The following is a 21,420-nucleotide window of genomic DNA, read 5'->3' on the forward strand; positions in this document are numbered from 1 at the left end:
GCCACACTTGCTTGATAACAACTTAGGATGGGACTGTCAGTATGCTACTCGCTAAACCTTCACTCAGCGCAGAAACTCAATCGGCAAGACTTTCGACCACTAAGGGTGATAATCCGTTAATCTGGCCCGTGCTATCGGTGTTACAAGCATCCAATCAAAGCTGGAAAATCCACCACCTCGCCACCGAATTGCAAAACAGAGGGCTTATCCATCCGTTAGATGAAAATCCGGGTAATGATTTGTTTAAGCGTAATTTTTTACTGATGAATGCCCTGTTCGAGTTGCAAGAAATTCTGCTACCTAAGCAATGGTTACAAGTCAAAGCGATGGAAATCCAAATTTTCCGCCTAGTACCTTCTAACGTTAACTTATTGATAATGGAAGATATTTCCCTACGGGAATACTATCTTGACTGGAATAACTACGACACCAGTGAAAACGTTGTGCGTGAGTTATTAGAGGCCTTCTGGAGCAGTTATAAGAGCTATATTGGTCTCAATGTAAATTTAATGCATAAGGGCCATGCCCTAAGGGTATTCGAGTTAGATGAAAGCGCCACACCAAGGGACATCCGCAAACAATGGCGCCGTTTAGCTCTTAAATGGCACCCCGATAGACCAGAGGGAGATGCTGCGCGATTTAGAGAAGTCTGTGAAGCTTGGCAATCCCTGCGGGATATTGCTTAGCTAATACTGATATATCTGTGATCCCCTTTGCAGTCTTGCAAACTTCTATACCTAAACTCCCGCGGGATCACAGATTTAGTCTGATATCTGCCGCCTAATTCAGCGATAATTAAGCATCCCAAACTAACCTAAAACCATCTTCACGCTGGTATAAAGCGAGCGTAATTTCAAGACTGGATCAGCTTGCCCACAATCTAAGGCACAACGCATATCCATGCACTGAATTCAATCTAACCGACTTTGAGGGTTCTATGATCAAACCAATCGCCTTGGCTGTCGCCTTAATCGTTGCACCATTTAGCACCTTTGCCGCAAACTTTGTTGAAGGCACTCACTACACTCAAATTTCTGACAAAGCGCCGAGTAGTGAGCCTAAACTCACCGAGTTTTTCTCCTTCTATTGCCATAACTGCTTCAATATGGAAACCAATTATCTGCCTGATATCAAAGCTAACTTAAACAAAAGCATTGCATTTGATAGCAAGCATGTCGACTTTATGAACAGTGCCTTAGGGACTGAAGTCATGCGCTCGCTGGCCGTCATTCAAGATCTCGATAATAAAGATGCACTAACCCATGCAATGTTTGCAGCCATTCAAGGGGAAGAAGGCGCTAATGGCCATGACCACAGCGCACCAGGGCACAAACACGAGTCACAAATCAACAGCCGAGACGACATTAAACAAGTCTTTGCTAAGTTTGGTATCGACGCAGCTAAATACGACAAACTTGCCGACAGCAAGAGCACCGAGGAAAAGCTAGCCCTGTGGCGTGCCCAGCAGAATCAATTTCGTATTGAAAGCGTCCCAGCCTTTATTGTTAACGACAAATACGCGGTTAACCTAAGTAGTATCAGAACCTTAGATGAGCTAATTAGTTTAATTAACTACCTTGCCGTGGAAAAAGATCCGCAGCCAGCAAAAAGTTCTGGTGGTAGCCTAAACTGGTTATTCTTAGCCTTTGCTGCCGCCTTCGCCCTTAGCCGTCAAACACGTTTGAGCTAACAGCTTAACCAATATAAGCCTCTGTTTTTTTTACGAATAGATGCGTTAGCGGACTGACAAGTCTCAATTAAAAATAAATCGATACTTGTCAGTCCACGCCGTTATTTAGTGCCAGATAAACTCCCTCAAGTTGAACCTAAAAGCTCAAGCGGTAACGGAAGTTATTGCCGAATAAACTCAATGATATGTGTTGCTGCCAACACAAGATGTAAGACTAAAAAGCCAATAAAAGCATCGGCACAAATTTGATGATAACCACGCCAAGTCATCGCCAGTGGGCTACCTTGATAAATAAACCATACGACGCCAGTCAAACCTGTAGCCACCAGCAGTAACATGCCCATCCCTTCAATCGTACTAAATAAACCTTTGCCACCTGCTACGGGTAGTTTGCCTTTAAAAAGGCCTTTAATATCCTGCGCCAGTTGCCCCCAATCCCCCACCAACCAAGCAAAATACTGGTGCCATTTGCCTTGGAGGCTATTACGCAACAAAAATAAAATCCCTAACGCTGCACACACCAATCCTAGGTAAACATGCAGATAATCCCAAACGCCAGCATTAGTGCGTAGGCTTCTACCGATAAAAATCCACGGACTGGTGCAGACGAGTATGCCAGAGGACAGCACTATCCAGACGTGCAAACGCGCCAACAAAAAATCGAATACCTGGGTTAATTTGTTCGACATATAGGATTTACCCTCGATAATCGGCATTAGCCTCATCCGCCCGCTTAGGCTTGATGGATTTGTAAACCAAACTCTTGCACTTTTTGCCAGTCTGTGTATTCAACATTGGTGACAGGATCCGTTGGCCCCTTAGTTAACCACATGATAAAACGAATAATATTTCTATCGAAAGCATTATAACCTTGGTAATTCAGATTACCGCCAAACACTTGTAGCAACTTAGGGCGCCAAGTCGTTTTGCTTAAAAATGCTTGCATGTACGGGTTGGTTTCTGGAGTATTTTTCTCGGGTTTACGAGCCACTAAACTGACGGAGAAAAAGCCACTGACCTTTTGCGTGAGGATCTGTTGATGCTTTTGGATAAATTCGTACAACGCAGGATTATGTTTTCCGTGACGAATACTCGCGCCAATAATGATCTTATCGAAAGACTCCATCGCAGGGACAGCCTTAATATCCGCAATCACCACCGAATTACCCAACTCTTTGAGTTGCTGCGCTAACTGATTGGTGATTTTACGAGTGTGGCCATGAACACTAGAAAAGATGATCAGAATTTTTTTCACTTAAGCCTCGATTATCTCAATAAAAATAAGAAAAAGCGGCCAGAAAAAAGACAAGACGGCGGCTTTATGTTGACCTCAACATACCGTTAAATGCGGGACTTAATCCCTCGCAATACAGAAGATAACGACGATATACACAATGCGCCTGTATTAGGAACAACTCAGATAACGGCATTAAGGTTTATCACGCAAAAAGCAAACTGCCTATTACGATATCGCATACTAGGTGATTTAGTCATCAATTTACATGAAATAGATCACGGGCTTAGCGCCAAATAAACGCTGGATACACGGTAATTTTAGCTTGCTCACAAAAATAAAAATCCACAGTGTGGTGATCAAAATGTTACAAAATCAAAAATTCGGTCCAACGCTTTCGGGTAGCTAATACAAGGCAAAAGCATTAGCATTTGTTCAGTTATCGCCTGAGTACCCTACCCATGAAATCAACGCCCCCCTCAAGTCCCAAAGCATTACTGCTGTGGATGACTTTTGTGATGTCCCTCGTCTTCGCCGTGTGGCAAGCCTTGCTGAATAACTTCGTGATTGAAAAAGCGCAATTTACTGGCGCCGAAATCGGTATGCTGCAAAGCCTGCGGGAAATCCCCGGCTTCTTAGCCTTTAGCGCCATTTTTGTATTGCTGTTAGTGCGCGAACAAGCTTTTGCGCTGCTGTCATTAGCACTATTGTGTATCGGCGTCGCCATTACCGGCTTTTTCCCGCAGGTGTTGGGGTTATATCTGACCACAATTCTGATGTCAGTTGGGTTCCATTATTTTGAAACCATAAACCAGTCTCTCACGCTGCAGTGGGTCGATAAACAAGACACGGCAAGCTTTATGGGTAAAGCACTGGCGTGGCGCTCGGCGGCAGCCTTAGTAGGTTACGGCAGTATTTGGCTAGTGATGACTTGGCTAAAGCTAGACTACTGGCATATGTATTTGATTATTGGCGCATTAGGTTTGCTGATGGTGATCAGTATGAGCCTGTATTACCCACAGTTTGATACCCATGAAGTGCAACATAAAAAGGTGATCCTGCGTAAACGCTACTGGTTATATTACTTACTGACCTTCTTCTCCGGCGCCCGCCGGCAAATTTTTATGGTGTTTGCAGGCTTTATCATGGTCGAGAAATTCGGCTATAGCGTTAGTGAAATCACCGCCTTGTTCCTTATCAACTATGTGGTTAATCTGCTTTTCGCCCCAGCAATTGGCCGCTTTATTAGCCGTATTGGCGAGCGTAATGCGCTCATAGTGGAATATATTGGGCTGTTTTTTGTATTTGTGAGTTATGCCCTCGTTGAACAAGCCCATATGGCCGCCGCCCTCTATGTGATTGACCACCTACTATTTGCGATGGCAATTGCCATGAAGACCTATTTTCAAAAGATTGCCGACAGTAAAGATATTGCCGCCACTATGTCGGTGAGCTTCACCATTAACCACATTGCAGCGGTGTTCATTCCTGTTCTCTTAGGTTTAATGTGGCTGAGCGACCCGGCGCTAGTCTTCTATATTGGTGCTGGATTTGCCTTATGCTCTTTGATGTTAGCCCTCAATGTACCGCGCCATCCTTCACTCGGTAACGAAACCCAATGGGCATGGTCAGCAAAATCGATTGAGAAACCCAGTCTCGACAGTTGAACGGGCTAATGCGGAGTAAAAAGCAAGCGAGTGCAGAGACTTAAAGATCATAATCGACTAAGCTGGACACGTTTCGCAGAGCGAGCCTTCTTCTGAAAGCGCTACGCAATGTAAATAGGCATACAAGCAATATAGGGTTAAGGCATGAAAGATTCAGATATTTTAATGCTCGCGGATGAAGCACCTCCCGCAGCCGAAGTCTCTGCACGTAAAAAGGCACTTTTGCTCGGACGTCAACTCGGGCTAGCCAGTGAAGAAGAATATCGTCCAGCAAACGCCTCCATTGCTGAACGCGCCCAGCATCGGGAGCGCAAACTCGCCAGCCAGTATCAGGCGAATGTAGAAACCATATTCGCCCTCGCCTTGAGTTATACCTCTTCCGATATGACAGGGGTGGATCTCGATCCCGACTGGAGCCATCAATTTTTTCTGATGGCGGAACAAATCCATAATCGAAGAATGCAGGACTTATGGGCACGCATTCTCTCCAGCGAAATCATCAACCCGGGTAACTTTAGCCTGCGCACCTTAGCGCTACTTAAGCAATTAACCCACAGAGAAGCGCAAATCCTTGAAAAAGCCCTAGGCATGGCAGCAAAAGTGAATAATGAGCAGCGCTTAAAACTCATTAGCGGCTATCGGCTCACGGGTGGACTTGGTCAATATTTTCGCAAACATACCAACATCACCTTAGGTCTCTCTCAGTTTGGTCTTCCCTACTCCAGTATTCTCACCCTAGTTGATGCGGGGATCCTCCACAGCAGTGAGTTTGAAACGGGTTTACTCAATAGTAAAACCCCCATCCAACTCACTATGCCCGGCATCCAAATGAAGCTCACACCTAAGAGCGGTAACTTACTGTTTAGTTACTATCGATTAACCCCGATTGGCGATGAGCTGGCGCAACTCGTTTTGCCAAAACAGGACCAAGAGTACCTCAAGGCGCTCCAAGCCTTGTTTTCCAAGGATTTCAAGATTGAGTAATAATGCGAAGAAGCTAACGACTAAGCCGAAGCGGTTAACCGACTGGAATTGATAACCCCTATCGCCGTTAAATAATCAATCAATGCACTGACTTGGGAAGATAAATCCCCTTTGCTGGTATCAATAGTTAACTCAGCCGAGAGAGGAGCCTCATAGGGAGATGAAATCCCTGTAAAATGCGCGATTTCGCCCTTGCGAGCTTTAACGTACAATCCCTTGGGATCGCGCAGTTCACACACGCTAAGTGGCGTCGATACATGCACTTCAATAAATTGTCCAGCGGGGAATCTTGCCCGTATGCTATCGCGCTCCTCACGGGTGGGGGATATAAAGGCTGATAACACCACTAAGCCTGCATCGACCATAAGCTTTGCCACCTCGCCAACGCGGCGCAGGTTTTCATCCCTGTCGGCCACGCTAAAGCCCAAATCTTTACATAGACCGTGGCGCACATTATCGCCATCGAGCAGATAGGTGTGAAAGCCCGCTTCAAATAATGCACGCTCAAGCGCACCTGCTAGGGTCGACTTACCTGCGCCAGAAAGCCCGGTAAACCAAAGCAATACCGGATTCTGCCCTTTGAGTTTGGCTCTGGCTGCTTGGTCGACACTATGTTGATGCCACACTATATTGCTCATAAACACTCCTCAAACCTTTAATAAACAGGCGATTAAAGGCATAGTTAAAACGGAAAGATGATCGGCACCATAAAAATCACAATCAACGAATACAGCAGAGATAACGGTAGCCCCAAACGCACAAAATCACTAAAACGATAGTTCCCCGCATTGAACACCATCAAATTGGTTTGATAACCATAGGGTGAAATAAAGCTAGCACTCGCACCAAACACTACCGCCATAATAAAGGGCCGAGTATCAGCACCATAATTCAGTGCGACCGCATAGGCGATAGGAAAAGCCAAAGCTGCTGCGGCATTATTGGTGACCAGTTCCGTGAGCAATAATGTGACTAAATAAACCCCCACAAACGCCCCAAACACCCCATAACCATTGATTGCGCCGAGAAGTCCTTGCGCTAAACCATCAGCAAGCCCTGTGCTCATCATCAGATTAGCCAGCCCTAAGGCACTGCCCACAATCACCACCAACTCAAGCGGAAAACGGCGCTTAAGCTCTGACAGCGTCACCGCACCAATCGCAAAATAACTCAGCAGTAACAGCACCAGCCCCTTCGCTAACGGTAGGATGCCAGCCAAACTCAAACCGATGGTCAACACAAAGCCAGCCAGCACAATACGGCTTCGACGGCTATCTAAACGCACATTTAAATCAAGCCCACTCACCGCGGCGAATTCAGTACTCATCTTAGGGTTTGCACTAAAACCATCTCCAGGCGTCAGCAGTAACACATCGCCCGGCTGTAATACGATATCGCCCAAACCACCCTTTAACGGATGATGGCCACGACGAATCGCCATCACCGCCGCATCAAACTGCTCGCGAAAGCGGGACTCTTTTAAGGTGCTGCCCACTAAGCTCGACGAAGGTGCCAATACCGCTTCGACTAGATTTTGGCCCTTGGCCTGATGCTTACCAAACCAATCAAGTCCATCAAATTGGTGTAAAAGCTCCACAGACTCCACCGCGCCACTGAACCTCAATACATCGTCCGCTTGCAATACTAACTGTGGAGGAACCGGACAAATACAAATACCGCTGCGCTCAAGCTCGACTAAATACAGCTTTTTTAGGGCTCTGAGCTTGTTGTCCACCACACTGCGACCGACTAAAGACGAGCCTTTAGCCACATGGGCCTCAAGCAAGTAGGGCAGTGCTTCTTCTGTCGTTTCATCTCGTCTATCGGGTAAGGTATTAGCCAGCATAATCAGCAGGGCAATGCCTAACAGCACAATCAGCGCTGCGACTGGGGTAAATTCAAAGAAACCGAGCGCAGGTAGGCCAGCATTATCCACAAACGAATTAACGATAAGGTTAGTGGAGGTACCAATCAGTGTGAGCGTTCCCCCAAGAATCGTCGCATAATTAAGTGGCAGTAATAACTTAGCGGGCGCATGGGCCTGATTACGGCGCACAACCCCAATCAAAGATGCCACAACTGCAGTGTTATTAGTAAAAGATGACAGCAGCGCCGTAGAAAACCCCAGTTTTGCCATCGTCACCGCGAGGGAATTATTGCCAATCACTTGGCTTAACTTCCCCAGCAATGAGGTCTTTTCTAGTGCCGTCGCCGCGAGTACCAATAACACTAATGTGACTAACCCGGTATTGGTAAAGCTAGTGAGAGCAGTGTCGAGCGTTACCATCCCTAAGAGGTAACAAAGTAAAAAAGCAAATAAAAACAACACCGCAGGGTTTATGCGGCCAGCGATTAAGCCAGCCAATAACCCAAACAACACTATCGCCAATAGCCACAAGTCACTCATCCATTAGGCTCCAAGCTTTGAAATATCAATCGCTTGCCAGTGCGGGAAGTGTTTACGTACGAGCGCATTAAACTCAATTTCAAAGGCACTAAATTGTGAAGACACTTGCTTGCTCACATGTTGACCTGACACAACCATCACCGCCGCCACAGTGGCATTGGATAAACGGTCAATCAGGATCATGCCGCCAGTATCACGTACCAGAGAATAGGCATCGAAGACGATATCTTCGGTCAGCTCTAAGGTCACGCGAGCGATTGCATTGAGCCCTAGTGTGTCGGCGCTGCTGCGCGCAAGTGTGTTCACATCAACCACATATTCTATGGTCGAGACTGAGGCTTGAGTCTTTTTACCCGCAACCTTGATGTCATATAACTGGCCGAGTTGTAGTGGTTTTTCATCCATCCACACGAGGTCAGCCACGATTTGGTTGGCAACCTGTGGCGCACTTTCTGGCAGAGCCAGTAAATCACCACGGGAAATATCGATTTCATCTTCTAAGGTGAGAGTGACGGCTTGCCCCGCCGTTGCCTCGGCCAAATCGCCATCGAAGGTCACGATACGCTCAACCTTGCTGCGTTTACCCGAAGGCAGCGCTACCACTTCATCACCCACCTTGATGACACCAGAGGCTAAAGTACCGGCAAAACCACGAAAATCGAGATTTGGACGCGACACGTATTGTACTGGGAATCGAGCCGGTAAGGCGCTGAGTTCACGTTGGGTATCAATGGTTTCTAACAATTCCAGTAGCGTACCGCCCTGATACCAAGGGGTATGTAAACTTGGCTCGACCACGTTGTCGCCATTTAGCGCAGATAAGGGAACAAAATGACTATCTAGCTCACCAAAGTCCTTAACGAATTCACTAAAATCATTACGGATACGGTTGAATACCTGTTCATCAAACCCAAGTAAGTCCATTTTGTTGATCGCCACAACAAAGTGACGGATCCCCAGTAATGAAGCAATAAAAGCATGACGTTTGGTTTGCGTTTGTACACCGTAACGCGCATCCACTAAAATCACCGCTAAGTCACAGGTTGAGGCGCCAGTCGCCATATTGCGAGTGTATTGCTCATGGCCTGGGGTGTCGGCGATGATAAACTTACGTTTATCGCTTGAAAAATAACGATAAGCTACATCGATAGTAATGCCCTGCTCGCGCTCAGCTTGCAGACCATCCACCAGCAACGCTAAGTCTATTGCTTCGCCCGTTGTGCCCATCTTAGCACTATCATTTTTTAAGCTGGCCAATTGATCTTCATAGATCTGCGCGCTGTCATGCAATAAACGGCCAATCAAGGTGCTTTTACCATCGTCTACGCTGCCGCAGGTTAAAAAGCGCAGCAAACCTTTATGTTGCTGCTGGGCTAGATATTCCTTAACCCCGTGCTGGCTGATTTCAGCCGCCATGCGATTGGTTTTACTGACTGCTTTATCCATCTTAATCTCACTCTTATCTTGCTCAACTGTTCGTGAAGCTGGCTGATTATTCATTGTTTAATCTAAAAGCCTTAATATGGACTATCACGAAATCGATTTAATCTGTCTCTCAACTTAGCTTTAGAAATACCGAGGTTTAGAAATAACCTTGGCGTTTCTTTTGCTCCATCGACGCACTCTGATCTGAGTCAATTAACCGACCTTGACGTTCACTCGAACGGGTTAACAGCATTTCTTCGATGATTTTTTCGAGATTATCAGCCTGGGAATGCATGGCAGCAGTCAATGGATAACAGCCTAAGGTTCTAAAACGCACCACCTCATACTTAATCGCTTCGCCTTCCTCGAGCTTCATGCGCTCGTCGTCAGCCATAATTAACTGGCCACCACGTTCAACCACAGGGCGCTCAGCTGCAAAATACAGGGGCACTAATTCAATGTTTTCTTGATAGATATATTGCCAAATATCGAGTTCGGTCCAATTCGATAATGGGAAGACACGAATACTTTCACCCTTATTCACCGCGCCGTTATAGGTACGCCATAATTCTGGGCGTTGATTTTTAGGGTCCCATCTATGGTGACGATCACGGAACGAATATACCCGTTCCTTAGCGCGGGATTTTTCTTCATCACGGCGGGCGCCACCAAAAGCGGCGTCGAAACCATATTGGTTTAATGCTTGCTTTAAGCCTTGAGTTTTCATGATGTCAGTGTGTTTTGCACTGCCGTGATCAAAGGGGTTAATCCCTTGGGCAACGCCCTCTGGGTTAGTATGAGTTAATAATTCAAAGCCGAATTTTTTGGCCTGCGCATCACGAAATGCGATCATCTCTTTAAATTTCCAGCCGGTATCGACATGCAGCAAGGGGAATGGGATCTTGCCGGGATAAAAGGCTTTACGCGCTAAGTGCAGCATCACCGAAGAATCTTTTCCGATGGAATACAACATGACTGGATTGTCGAATTCGGCTGCGACTTCGCGAATGATCTGAATGCTTTCGGCTTCCAATTGTTGTAAGTGGCTTAATTCACGCCCGGCCATACTCTTCTCCGTTTACCTAATATGTGCTGCGATAGGCAGCGGGGTTAGCTTAACTATTTATGTAACACTATCTAATTTAACTAAATTTTTGCAGCAATCTTGGGAGCGTTTAACGCTTCAAGCGACTGCGAGCCTTCGGCCTTAGGTTGAAACCAATTTAAGGTTTCAGACAACCCCACCACTTCGCCAATAATCATTAAGGCGGGCATCTGCAACTGCGGATCAGCGGCGAGCTGTTCGAGTGAATCTAATTGTCCAATAAAACGTTGCTGCGCCTGAGTCGTCGCCTTCGAGATAATTGCCACTGGTGTTTGTGGGCTACGACCTGCGTTGATTAATCCAGCTCGGATCACACCCGCGTTCAAAATTCCCATATATACGACCAACGTATTGTTTGGATTAGCATAACCCTGCCAATCCAGTGGACGGCTTTCTAACTGACAATGGCCAGTAATAAACGTCACTCCTTGGGCATAATCCCGATGGGTTAATGGAATGCCTGTATAGGCTGCTGTGCCACTCGCCGCAGTGATGCCGGGTACCACTTCAAATTCGACGCCCGCCTCAACTAAGGTTTGCAGCTCTTCACCGCCGCGACCAAAAATAAAGGGATCACCGCCCTTTAAGCGCACGACACTTTTACGGGTATAGGCTTTAGTGACCAATAACTGATTTATCTCATCTTGCGCCGCGCTATGCTTGCCAGCACGCTTACCGACGGCAATTTTTTCAGCATCCTTGGGGATTAGATCGAGGATATCTTGGCTGACGAGTGCATCATACAACACCGCATCGGCAGACTTTAGGATACGCCATGCCTTGAGAGTTAATAGCTCAACATCTCCGGGGCCCGCGCCAACTAGCCAGACTTTACCCTTCGCACTTTGGCCCGGTAACGATAAAATTTCCATCACATTCCCCGATATGAGTTCAATGCGTAGCAATATAGCGCCTGTTATATTCCATAATAAATATAAAATCATTAATTATTATATCAAAAAGAAATAACAAGAAGGATTACAACCTACTGCTGAATCATTATTGAGGACGATAGAAAAACCACAAATGTAAAAATCATTTAAGATATTGAAATTTAAATAAAATATAAAAAAAGGGAAAATAACCCGACAATCCAAACATCCATCAGCTCACATAACAGCACTAAGTTATTGCTAAAAATTCTACTGAAACGGGTCATCAGCTAAGGGGTGTTGACGCTTAAGGGTTATTTTTACAGCCAAATGCGGCCAGGAGGGTTTCTGGCAAGCCCTTGCTCTTACTTTCTGTCATAAGAGCCGCTCGTCATTTGAGTAAAATAACGACACATCATTCCTCGTTTCGCGAGCACAAGCTTGCCAGAACGAACAAAATCTCATCTCGAAACGTCAACACGCCCTAGTGATCAGCATGCAATCACCGTCTTTATCGAGAGCGATTGGGGGATTTCTTCTGCATAAATTCATAAACGAATGTTAAGCTGGATACAAAAAATACAAAGCGTAGAGCAAACAGACAGATCAAGGAGAGTCGATGTCCCCATTTTATCAAGGTATTGCATTAATCGGACTGCTAACTTGTACGGGGTTAGCAGCAGAGGAATCTTTAATCAAAGATCGTGTTAAGGATGAACTGGCGACTTCCGAGCGCCCATTTGTGATTACGCCACATAAAGTGAATTACATGTTACCCGTCACCTATAACCCCGACCCCAATATGGCCCCCTATGCAGGAGAGGCTGCGGGAAGTAATTATGAAATCGATGAAATGGAAGCTAAGTTTCAGATAAGTTTTAAGTTTCCTATTTGGTACAATATCTTCGGCGATAATGGCCACCTATTTTTTGCCTATACCAATCAATCCTATTGGCAGGTATACAATAAGGAAATATCTTCACCCTTTCGTGAAACCAATCACGAACCCGAAATCTTTATGCTATTCAATAATGATTGGAAAATTGGCAGTGTGACAAACTCGTTTTGGGGATTAGGTGCAGTTCATCAATCCAATGGGAAAGCGGGTTTATTATCCCGTAGTTGGAACCGCATCTATGGCACGATGATCTTTGATGCTGGCCCACTGGCGTTTTCAACTAAGGTGTGGTGGCGCATTCCTGAGGATGAAAAAACAGACATCCACCAAGCCCGTGGCGACGATAATCCTAATATTGATGACTATATTGGCAATGCCGAATTTATCGGGGTATATGGGATTGATGCTCATAGATTTACTCTCACCGTCAAAACTAACTTTAACGATATTGACCGCGGCTCAGCGGAACTCACTTGGAGCTACCCGATCATGGGTAATTTACGCCTTTATACTCAATACTTTAATGGATATGGTGAAAGCCTTATCGACTACAATCACCATAATCAGCGAATTGGAATTGGGGTTTCACTTAACGATATTCTCTAGGACGTGACACAGCACAAAAAACAGCCATAATTCTATGCTGACGCGGCAAAACTGCGGGTAAATTGCTCAACTGCGAGCAAGTAAAAGGGACTTAATGATGAATTTTATTGCCAACAGCGGCATTTACATCGATAGTCGCACACCTTTTAGCCGTAAAGGTCGTCATGGAGGAATATGAGTTTTAGCTATCGTACTGTAGTCACATTGCTTAGCATCATTATTTGCGCGAGCCTTATCAAGCTCGCGTTTTTCGCTATTCCTGAAAAAGAACAACCCACGTTAACGACAAAGGATATTCGGCAAGATCTCTATATCCTGCTCAGCCAAATAGAGCAACACTCCGCATTTTATGCATTGGATCCACAACTCAATGACAGACAACTAAAAAGACTTGCTGGGCTGATGACAGAGCAATATCAAGATCTTGTTCCTAAAGAACGATTCGCTGCTGAACTGACAAAACTGCTCAATACCCTAAAAGATCCTGGGACTCAGGTCGCTAAAGTAGATAATAGCAGTGGGGAGCTCCCCTTCAGCCTCAGACCCGTTAACGAGCAATGGCTTGCCTTAGATAGTAAAAATAATCCCATTAGCTCGGAGTATCCCTTTGTTACCCATATCGATGGCATTCCTTTAAGTAAATGGATTTCTGCCAGCCAAGCTTATCTCTCTGAGCCCGCGAAAAATAGCCAAGAAATGCAGCTTATTTGGCTTAAGCGACTCAATCTATTGCGGGAAGATTTAGGCTTAAATATCAAACCTTACGTACTTATCAGTTTAATAAATGATAATTTACAGACAACACAAGTCACTATCGCCCTATCACAAGCATCGAAAACCATAGTTCAACCCCTTGAGGACGAAACAGAACTCAGCCTCGAAAACCTGCTAACTCAACTCGATGAATTGGCCCCTACAGCGCCCACAAAACCAGACTATTTATTGGAACAGATAAACCCAACAACGGCTCGACTCAAAATAAATGATCTCCATGTTTTTGAACTCGATAAAATGCAGCAGGAAGCCTTACGTAAAGGTATGGAGCAGCCGTTACTGATTGTCGATCTTAGGCAAGCAAAGGGATTTAGTCCTAAATTACTGACCATGCTTTCGCGTTATCAGGACATGCCACAGCGAGGCTCGCCATCTCACTCGACAGTCGAAAAAATCATGGGATTTGCCCATTATCGACGCTCACCTGAGCTTAGGAATGATTATTTAAAACCATTGAATTTTAAGCCACTAGATGTACTCGAACTCAGCTCGCCCCGACTTAACGCCTTAACACAGCGACTGCCAACTATCGATGAGAACCGATTTAGCCCTTGGTTTGTACGTACCAAATCCGAAGTCATCGCCGAGGGCAATAACCGCCTTGCGTTACTTGTCAGCCCCTTATGTAAGCAAGAATGCGAGTGGATAGCCTACCGGGCTAAAGCGTGGTCCAGAGTGAATCTTATCGGCGAAAAAACCTCAGGGGATTTTGCCAGACAATACCAATTCACTTTACCCAATAGTGACTTAGAGGTTCGTTTTAGCAGCTCACTGACCTATGATGCCACTGGCGAACTGCTTTCAGGAAAAGGCACTGAGCCTGATATATGGCTACCGCAAAACAATGATCTCGAATGGCAAGGACTGGTAAGCTTAGTGAAAACCGCCCCACCCAAAGCCTTAGATCCATCTATTAATCCACAAACCAAACTAGCCCAATCTCATTAGCAAAAAGCCAGCAATTTGCTGGCTTTAAAATGCGTTGGATGTAAAAGCTTACTTTTTATCGCTTGCCTTTGAATTCATCACCGAACCCAAAACTAAGCCTTGTTTGTTTACATCAAAGCTCATTTGCACGCGCATGTTATAGTCTTTCAACGCTTGCAGCTCTTCAGGGACGGGTTCGCCAGTCATTTCTAACAAGGTCAATACTGGGGTAAACATCTTACCGTAGTCCGCTGACATGCTGTAAAGACCATTTGCCGATGGTTTTTCACTCGCCAGTTTATTGGCTAACGCTAAACCTTTCTCCCCCGCGTAAACCACTAAATGTTGTCCCTTAATCGCCAACATTGGTTTGATATTGAGTTCTGGCGGCAACATTAATAGTGGCGATAAATCAGTAGGCTCGCCATTATCCGCTACTTGCAACTCAGCCAGCATTGGCGCAAACGGTTTGACCATATTCAATAACATTGAAGGATTATCAGCGCTTAAACTCACTAAAGCATCTAAGCTTTCAAGCTTTGGCTCTTGATCCTGTGTGCTCATCTTATAATCGAGCAATGACAGACTCACACCTTTAACGCCGTTAGCCATGCCAGTAAACATACCTAACATCGCAGGGCTCTGTTGGCTTAATTCAGCCTGTAGCTCGGCCAGAGGTGCACAGGTTAACTGCGGCTTTTGCAGATCGTCCCAAATCGCCGTCAGTGAAGGCGCAACTTCGTTAACATCAATCCCCAGCCCCATCGAGAAGATAGTGCTGTTAATATCGGCTAAGTGGGTTGGAATGTAGCCGCGCATTTTTTGCAATGCGGTTAAGATTGCCTGATTTTTGCTTTCAACCACAAAAGAGGCCGCCATATGGCTTTCTTTTTCGGTCGATGTAAATGCAGTTAAGCCAGCCACTGTGCGCGGCCAGTTAGCTGCAATCGCGGTTAGCTCAGTTTTACATTCAGGGGTGCGGATTTCCGCTAACGGATCTTCGCCTTGGCCTTCTTCTGCCATGAACTTAGTGAGCTGTTTAGCTAACATATTGCCATCTGGAGAGGTTATCGCTTTAACAATCTCAACGTGGTTGATAAAGCTGATGCTATCCTCCATAAAACCATGGGTTTTAATGATCTCTTGCAACATGCCAGAAGCGGCTAAAGATTGGGTTGGTTTTTTCAATCCTAAAGCCATTTCCAATACTTCAGGCTCGATAGAGGAAGCCGAGAATGTGACCGTTAAAATGCCATCTTTATGGGCAAATAAAAGGTCAGCTTTATCAGTAGAGCCTTCTTCGGCAAACGAATAAGCACGGTAGTCAATCCCTGCTAAAGTACGCTTTTCGTGGGTATAACCACTTTCTTGCTCGGCTTTATCCAATACGGCCCAAAATGCATCAATTTGACTAATATCTGTTTTAAATACAGGTACTACACCTAATGTATAGAAATAAGGCTTGATCTCATTCGGTAAACCGAAAGTCTTAAGCAATGCGGTAGGATCTTTCATTCCATCCATATATTGCTTGTAAATACTCACAAAAAACTTAGCCATTGGGCTATCTAAATCGCCTAACTGAGCTAAGGAATCAGTTGAGTATTGCTGGTAATTGCCAGAAATGGATTGTATGTAGTTTTTCAGTGGGAACGGCTTTAACTGGCCAGTAAACACAGGGGTATCGGCTGGAATATAATCTAGCAAAGGATTGGCTGAAGCACTCGAGCTACTTCCGTGTTGAGTGTACCAATAAGCACCCGCCCCCGCTGCAATAATTGCCGCAGCAATAACTATCTTTTTCATTTAAAACTCCATTTAATTACCGTCAAAGTGACAAAAATAATACCGAAAGCACTTACCTTCGGCATTTAAATACTGACCTATTGTCATTCCTTATTACATCAACATTGCAAAATCAAAAGCTTATTACAACTAATCTTGAGAACGGATAAGCTAAGAAATCACTAATAGCGAATAAGAACTCATTAATTTGCAAAAATCCGCGATAATCTACCATTAAAACCTCTTTGGCGCTAATCGCGACATGTGTCAGAAGCTTCCTATTTACTCGGCGCAATTGTTCGAAACCATCCTGTTACGGAAAAGCGTGGGCGTTTTGCAAACGGCGCGACAAATGAAACAGAGTGAGGATGGTGAACATCGAATAATGCCAAATTATTAAATGTGGGCACCCAGGTATCAGTCAGCACGCCTTTAGGAGTATAAAACTGCAGCAGACCACCCCAATCAGGATGCCATTCTGGCGTAAAGCCAAAAACAAATGCAACTTTACGACCCTCACTTTCCACAACATCATTATGTCTTGTTAAGAAATTCCCCTGAATATAACGACTCGCCTGCAGCGAGGCATAGCAAATGTCTTCAATACCTGTAATGGATTGAATAAATTTAAACATGTCAGGGCTGTTAATAAAACGATGTAGCGATGTGAGTAATTCCGGTGACGGCTTTCCATCTAAGCCCCCCACGAGATGACTTCCATATAAAAAACCAATTCCATTGGCAGCATTTTGTAATATTTTTTGTTGTAAATCTTTCTGAGCTTCAACGGGTAATTGACGTATTTGTTGGTCCGAGATCCTCATTGGTTTATTTTCAACAAACATTGCATTATCAAAACTGACTTCAGTAGCAAGTGCTTTAGCAATGACAGCTGCGGTTTTATTCTGCCAGACGTGTTGAATATTGATTTTTGCATCTTTAGCATATTCTTCACGCAGTGAAGCCATATCTCGCTCAAAATTAAACTGAAACATCGTTTATTCCTTGGTTCATCCAAGCACTTAAGCTCATCCCACTAATTAGAAAGACCATAATTACAATTTAACAACAAAATCACAATCGCCAGTTCATTGTGCCTCGTTGACTTTTTTGAGCGTCACCTCACCTAACTGGCGCATTTGCTTGCGGATCCAAGCGGAGCGCTGCTCAACATAAGGTGAAGGGGGCGAGACTTTATAACGCCAAGGATTCGGTAAAACAGCTGCAAGTAATGAGGCTTCATAACGGGTGAGTTTGGCGGCACTCTTACCAAAATAATGTTTAGATGCTGCTTCTGCGCCATATATCCCTGGGCCAAATTCCACGATGTTGAGATACACCTCGAGAATGCGCGCCTTGTCCCAAATCAATTCCATTAACAGGGTAAACCAAGCCTCGATTCCCTTACGGATAAAACTACGGCTCGACCACATAAAGAGGTTTTTTGCGGCTTGCTGGCTTAAGGTACTGGCTCCACGAACCTTTTTACCTTTCTGATTGTATTCGATTGCCGAACTAATCGCGTCTAAATCAAAACCACTGTGACCAGCAAACTTTTGATCTTCTGCGGCAATTACGGCTAATTGCAGCTCAGGGGAGATTTGCTCAAGCGAGCGCCACTGATGCCTCACTTCAGTAATCGGCGCTGGCGGAAATATCGCCCGCTCCATTCGCCAACTCCACATCGGAGGATCAATAAAACGAAGTAATACAACACTTAAAATAGAGGCAAAAAATAAACCCAAAACCAATTTGGCTAACCAAGTGAATACACGCTTTACACCACGCATCTTAGGCTTTGGAGCAGGAAGATTAACTTGGGGACGATTGACATGATCGCGCATGGCATACAAAGGGGCGGTCATTTAATTATCCTCATCAATCAAGCCATCCAAACTGACTGTTAGTCTAAGAGATTTTTTGCTTACAGTAGAATAGCAAAGTGTAAGTCGATGATAGTAAGTCATAAACCGCAAAAAACCGAGCTGAATTGATTTAGGGAGATAAATTAATGATGTCACAAATTTTGCTCAACCTCGGCAGCTTTGACTACAGCTGACCGAGGTGAAAATGACTGATTAACAAGCGCTAGCAAGTCAATCAAACTGCTGGATACTCGCGGCTGCGAGCAAGGTCTTTTGGAATATCTACTGTTTTGGGTCTCGTTATATCGTTACACAGCAAACTAAGCCCATAAATAACGATATTCAACAACTTAACTTGGCAAAATACCGACTAATCTGTATCTGCGCAGTAAACATCCTCAAAACCATCTACGGGAACTTTGAAATATAGCTCAGAACATCCTAATGTGCATAACCCTGTGAGTAAAAATGTACAATTTTTTAGCTATCACAAAGTCACAATCGCTAACCATCTGATAATCAAATTTATCTGATTTTAATGACGCCAGAATGACACTCAAAAATATTAATAGCTAAATCGCTTCAAAATTAAGCAAAATGAATGGTCTGGGCGTAAAATAAAAAATGCCACAGTCAAAGCTGTGGCATTTACTTATTTAATCAATTAGATAGCTATATTTCGAAGTGTAAGCCGCATTCGCGTTTCAAGCCATTAAAGCGCGTTTCTTCCTCAGTCATCCCTAATTCTAAGGGTTTACTCGAATGGGTATCCCCAACAGAAACATAACCTTGCTCCCATAAAGGATGATAAGGCAAGTCAAATTGCGTCAGATAAAGATGCACATCTTTGTTCGACCATTCGATAATCGGCAGCAGCTTGTAGCGGGTGCCATGGATAGCCAATATCGGCAATTCTTCACGAGTACTCGACTGGCTGCGACGTAATCCTGCGAACCAAGTTCCGACTTCAAGCTCGGCCAAGGCGCGCTGCATTGGCTCCACCTTATTCAGGCGATTATAACGTTCAAGACCCTCAACCCCTTGTTCCCACAATTGGCCAAAACGCGCCTCCTGCCATGCCGCCGTCATCAAAGCTTGGTAGACCTTAAGATTTAAGGATAAACGCTCGGTCAACTGGTCAATAAACTGATACGTTTCGGGAAATAAATAGCCAGTATCCGTTAAGATCACCGGAATATCCGATTGCACCTGACTCACCATATGCAGCATCACCGCCGCCTGGATCCCAAAACTGGATGACAGCGCGTGATTACCGGGCAAATAGGCTAAGCCCCAAAGCACTCGCTCTTGAGCCGTCAAGCCAGCTAAGAAACGATTAATGCGCTCCAGTTCCGCTTGCTGATCGCTCTTAGGCGCAGTTAGTAGTGCCTTCAGTTCGCTACTACTTACCACGCTCTGCAACGCGTTCGAGATACTAGAACCAGTCTGTTCAGCGTTACGATCAACCATGAAAATCCTTAGCGGCATCAATAACCGCCTTCACCACGCCCACACGGACGGTGAAGTTACCAAAGGTTTCGCCTGCATTTCGCTCAATCGCGTAGCGGGCAAATAATCCATCCAATTCAGCAAGAATTTCAGCCTCTTGGATATTCTCTCTGTACATCTTATTCAGGCGAGTGCCTTCAAAATTCGCCCCGAGATACAGGTTATAGCGACCCGGCGCCTTACCCACAAGACCGATTTCGGCGGCAAATGGGCGGGCACAACCATTTGGACAGCCTGTCATACGCACCACAATGGCTTGATCGCTAATGCCATTCTTTGCCTGCAGCGCATCAATATGGTCGATAAACTCTGGGAAATAACGCTCAGCTTCCGCCATAGCCAATGGACAAGTTGGTAAGGCCACACAGGCAATCGAATGACCGCGGGTTTGAGTCAGCACTTGGCCGAGTAAACCGTGTTTACGGGCAAGCCCTTCGATGGTCGCTTTATCCTCAGGCGCCACACCCGCGATAATCATATTCTGGTTTGAGGTCATACGGAAATCACCCTTGTGGATCTTAGCGATTTCACGCATACCAGTTTGTAAACTTTTGCCAGGCATATCTTTAATACGGCCGCTTTCGATAAACAGGGTTAAATGCCATTTACCATCCACACCTTCGACCCAGCCGTAACGATCGCCTCGATCGCCAATCACGACATCGCGCTTAGGCTCAAATTTAACGCCGGCACGGGCCTCCACTTCGGCTTTAAACTTTTCATAGCCATGGTCGACGATGGTGTATTTCAGGCGTGAACGCTTACGGTTGGTACGATTACCCCAGTCACGCTGCACTGTCATCACAGCTTCGGCAAACTTCATCACATCTTCGGTTTTAATAAAACCAAAGTCATCGGCTAAGCGTGGGAAGGTTTCTACCTCTCCGTGGGTGGAGCCCATGCCGCCACCGGCGGTCAGGTTAAAACCGACTAATTCGCCATTTTCAGCCACGGCAATAAAGCCTAAATCGTTAGTGTATACATCAACATCGTTATCCGGCGGTACGGCAACGGCCATTTTAAACTTACGTGGTAAGTAGGTTTTGCCGTATACCGGTTCTACCGTTTCATCTTCTGTGGTCAGTAATTTCTCTTCGTCTAACCAAATCTCGGCGTAGGCGCGAGTGTGCGGCAGCAGGTGATCCGACAGCTTTTTGGCGACCTCATAGGCCTGTGCATGCAGCTTAGATTCCACCGGATTGGGGTTACACATCACGTTACGGTTAACGTCACCACAGGCAGCGATCGAATCGAGCGCCTCACGGTCCAAGCCTTGAATAATGGTCTTGAGGTTACGCTTTGGAATACCGTGGTATTGGAATGTCTGACGCGTCGTTAAACGAATACTGTTAGAGCTGGTGAGCGTCGAGGCAATTTCATCCACGCCTAACCATTGCTTAGGCGTACATACCCCGCCTGGCACGCGGGCACGTAGCATAAAGCTATATAAAGGCTCGAGTTTTTGCTCTTTACGCTCGTTACGTAAATCGCGGTCATCCTGCTGATAGAAACCGTGGAATTTGATCAATTGCTGATCGCCATCGCTAAAACTGCCCGTCACCGAGGAATCTAATCCCTCTTTAATGGTGCCACGCAGATAATCACTGTCGGTCTTTAAGTATTCGTTTAATGCTAACTTTTGCTCACTCATGGCAACTGCCTCTTAAAATTC

The 21,420-nt window shown here is 45.3% G+C and carries 18 protein-coding genes; 6 read left to right on the top strand and 12 right to left on the bottom strand.

The window, feature by feature from the left end; all coding sequences use genetic code 11:
* Window positions 1–41 precede the first annotated feature (41 nt).
* Together H9J30_RS03350 and H9J30_RS03355 are read left to right on the top strand one after the other, a co-directional pair.
* Window positions 42–686, top strand: coding sequence for a DNA-J related domain-containing protein (locus H9J30_RS03350; RefSeq protein WP_240129663.1), 645 nt, complete (start codon window positions 42–44; stop codon window positions 684–686).
* Between the two features lie 251 nt (window positions 687–937).
* Window positions 938–1,690, top strand: coding sequence for a thiol:disulfide interchange protein DsbA/DsbL (locus H9J30_RS03355; RefSeq protein WP_240129664.1), 753 nt, complete (start codon window positions 938–940; stop codon window positions 1,688–1,690).
* Window positions 1,691–1,851: 161 nt separating this feature from the next.
* Here the strand turns inward: H9J30_RS03355 and H9J30_RS03360 are convergent, their stop codons facing one another.
* Both H9J30_RS03360 and hemG read right to left on the bottom strand, forming a co-directional pair.
* Window positions 1,852–2,379, bottom strand: a complete 528-nt coding sequence (locus H9J30_RS03360) for a cytochrome b/b6 domain-containing protein (RefSeq protein WP_240130065.1) — start codon at window positions 2,377–2,379, stop codon at window positions 1,852–1,854.
* A gap of 44 nt (window positions 2,380–2,423) precedes the next feature.
* A complete protein-coding gene (gene hemG, locus H9J30_RS03365) occupies window positions 2,424–2,945 on the bottom strand; it encodes a menaquinone-dependent protoporphyrinogen IX dehydrogenase (protein WP_011073509.1) in 522 nt (173 codons plus the stop codon).
* 440 nt (window positions 2,946–3,385) lie between these two features.
* On the opposite strand from hemG, the gene H9J30_RS03370 reads away from it, so the two are divergent.
* Together H9J30_RS03370 and H9J30_RS03375 are read left to right on the top strand one after the other, a co-directional pair.
* Complete coding sequence (locus H9J30_RS03370; RefSeq protein WP_240129665.1) at window positions 3,386–4,591, top strand: MFS transporter; 1,206 nt, start codon at window positions 3,386–3,388, stop codon at window positions 4,589–4,591.
* Between the two features lie 144 nt (window positions 4,592–4,735).
* Window positions 4,736–5,575: a TIGR03899 family protein gene (locus tag H9J30_RS03375; RefSeq protein ID WP_240129666.1), complete on the top strand. Its 840-nt coding sequence runs from the start codon at window positions 4,736–4,738 to the stop codon at window positions 5,573–5,575.
* A gap of 20 nt (window positions 5,576–5,595) precedes the next feature.
* Here the strand turns inward: H9J30_RS03375 and cysC are convergent, their stop codons facing one another.
* The 5 genes from cysC to cobA form a co-directional block, all read right to left on the bottom strand.
* Window positions 5,596–6,213 (bottom strand): adenylyl-sulfate kinase, encoded by a 618-nt coding sequence (cysC, locus tag H9J30_RS03380; protein WP_240129667.1) that lies wholly within the window; start codon window positions 6,211–6,213, stop codon window positions 5,596–5,598.
* A gap of 44 nt (window positions 6,214–6,257) precedes the next feature.
* Window positions 6,258–7,982, bottom strand: a complete 1,725-nt coding sequence (locus H9J30_RS03385) for an SLC13 family permease (protein ID WP_240129668.1) — start codon at window positions 7,980–7,982, stop codon at window positions 6,258–6,260.
* A gap of 3 nt (window positions 7,983–7,985) precedes the next feature.
* Window positions 7,986–9,428: a sulfate adenylyltransferase subunit CysN gene (gene cysN / locus H9J30_RS03390; protein WP_240130066.1), complete on the bottom strand. Its 1,443-nt coding sequence runs from the start codon at window positions 9,426–9,428 to the stop codon at window positions 7,986–7,988.
* A gap of 136 nt (window positions 9,429–9,564) precedes the next feature.
* On the bottom strand, window positions 9,565–10,473 hold the full coding sequence (cysD, locus tag H9J30_RS03395; RefSeq protein WP_240129669.1) for a sulfate adenylyltransferase subunit CysD: 909 nt from the start codon (window positions 10,471–10,473) through the stop codon (window positions 9,565–9,567).
* A gap of 80 nt (window positions 10,474–10,553) precedes the next feature.
* Window positions 10,554–11,384 (bottom strand): uroporphyrinogen-III C-methyltransferase, encoded by an 831-nt coding sequence (gene cobA, locus H9J30_RS03400; protein ID WP_240129670.1) that lies wholly within the window; start codon window positions 11,382–11,384, stop codon window positions 10,554–10,556.
* Window positions 11,385–12,003: 619 nt separating this feature from the next.
* On the opposite strand from cobA, the gene H9J30_RS03405 reads away from it, so the two are divergent.
* Entirely contained in the window at window positions 12,004–12,888 is an 885-nt protein-coding gene (locus H9J30_RS03405) for a phospholipase A (RefSeq protein WP_240129671.1), read from the top strand.
* A 174-nt stretch (window positions 12,889–13,062) separates the two neighbouring features.
* Window positions 13,063–14,610, top strand: coding sequence for a S41 family peptidase (locus tag H9J30_RS03410; RefSeq protein ID WP_240129672.1), 1,548 nt, complete (start codon window positions 13,063–13,065; stop codon window positions 14,608–14,610).
* Window positions 14,611–14,658: 48 nt separating this feature from the next.
* On the opposite strand, the gene H9J30_RS03415 is transcribed toward H9J30_RS03410, so the two are convergent.
* The 5 genes from H9J30_RS03415 to cysI form a co-directional block, all read right to left on the bottom strand.
* On the bottom strand, window positions 14,659–16,395 hold the full coding sequence (locus tag H9J30_RS03415; protein WP_240129673.1) for a hypothetical protein: 1,737 nt from the start codon (window positions 16,393–16,395) through the stop codon (window positions 14,659–14,661).
* Between the two features lie 257 nt (window positions 16,396–16,652).
* Window positions 16,653–17,369: a 2OG-Fe(II) oxygenase family protein gene (locus tag H9J30_RS03420; RefSeq protein WP_240129674.1), complete on the bottom strand. Its 717-nt coding sequence runs from the start codon at window positions 17,367–17,369 to the stop codon at window positions 16,653–16,655.
* A 93-nt stretch (window positions 17,370–17,462) separates the two neighbouring features.
* Window positions 17,463–18,239, bottom strand: a complete 777-nt coding sequence (mtgA, locus tag H9J30_RS03425; protein WP_140906480.1) for a monofunctional biosynthetic peptidoglycan transglycosylase — start codon at window positions 18,237–18,239, stop codon at window positions 17,463–17,465.
* Window positions 18,240–18,911: 672 nt separating this feature from the next.
* A complete protein-coding gene (locus tag H9J30_RS03430) occupies window positions 18,912–19,709 on the bottom strand; it encodes a phosphoadenylyl-sulfate reductase (protein WP_240129675.1) in 798 nt (265 codons plus the stop codon).
* A complete protein-coding gene (cysI, locus tag H9J30_RS03435; protein WP_240129676.1) occupies window positions 19,702–21,399 on the bottom strand; it encodes an assimilatory sulfite reductase (NADPH) hemoprotein subunit in 1,698 nt (565 codons plus the stop codon). The genes H9J30_RS03430 and cysI overlap by 8 nt, the downstream gene beginning before the upstream one ends.
* Window positions 21,400–21,420 lie beyond the last annotated feature (21 nt).

Origin of the sequence: Shewanella cutis, assembly GCF_022410515.1 — a bacterium.
GTDB classification, from domain to species: Bacteria; Pseudomonadota; Gammaproteobacteria; order Enterobacterales; family Shewanellaceae; genus Shewanella; species Shewanella cutis.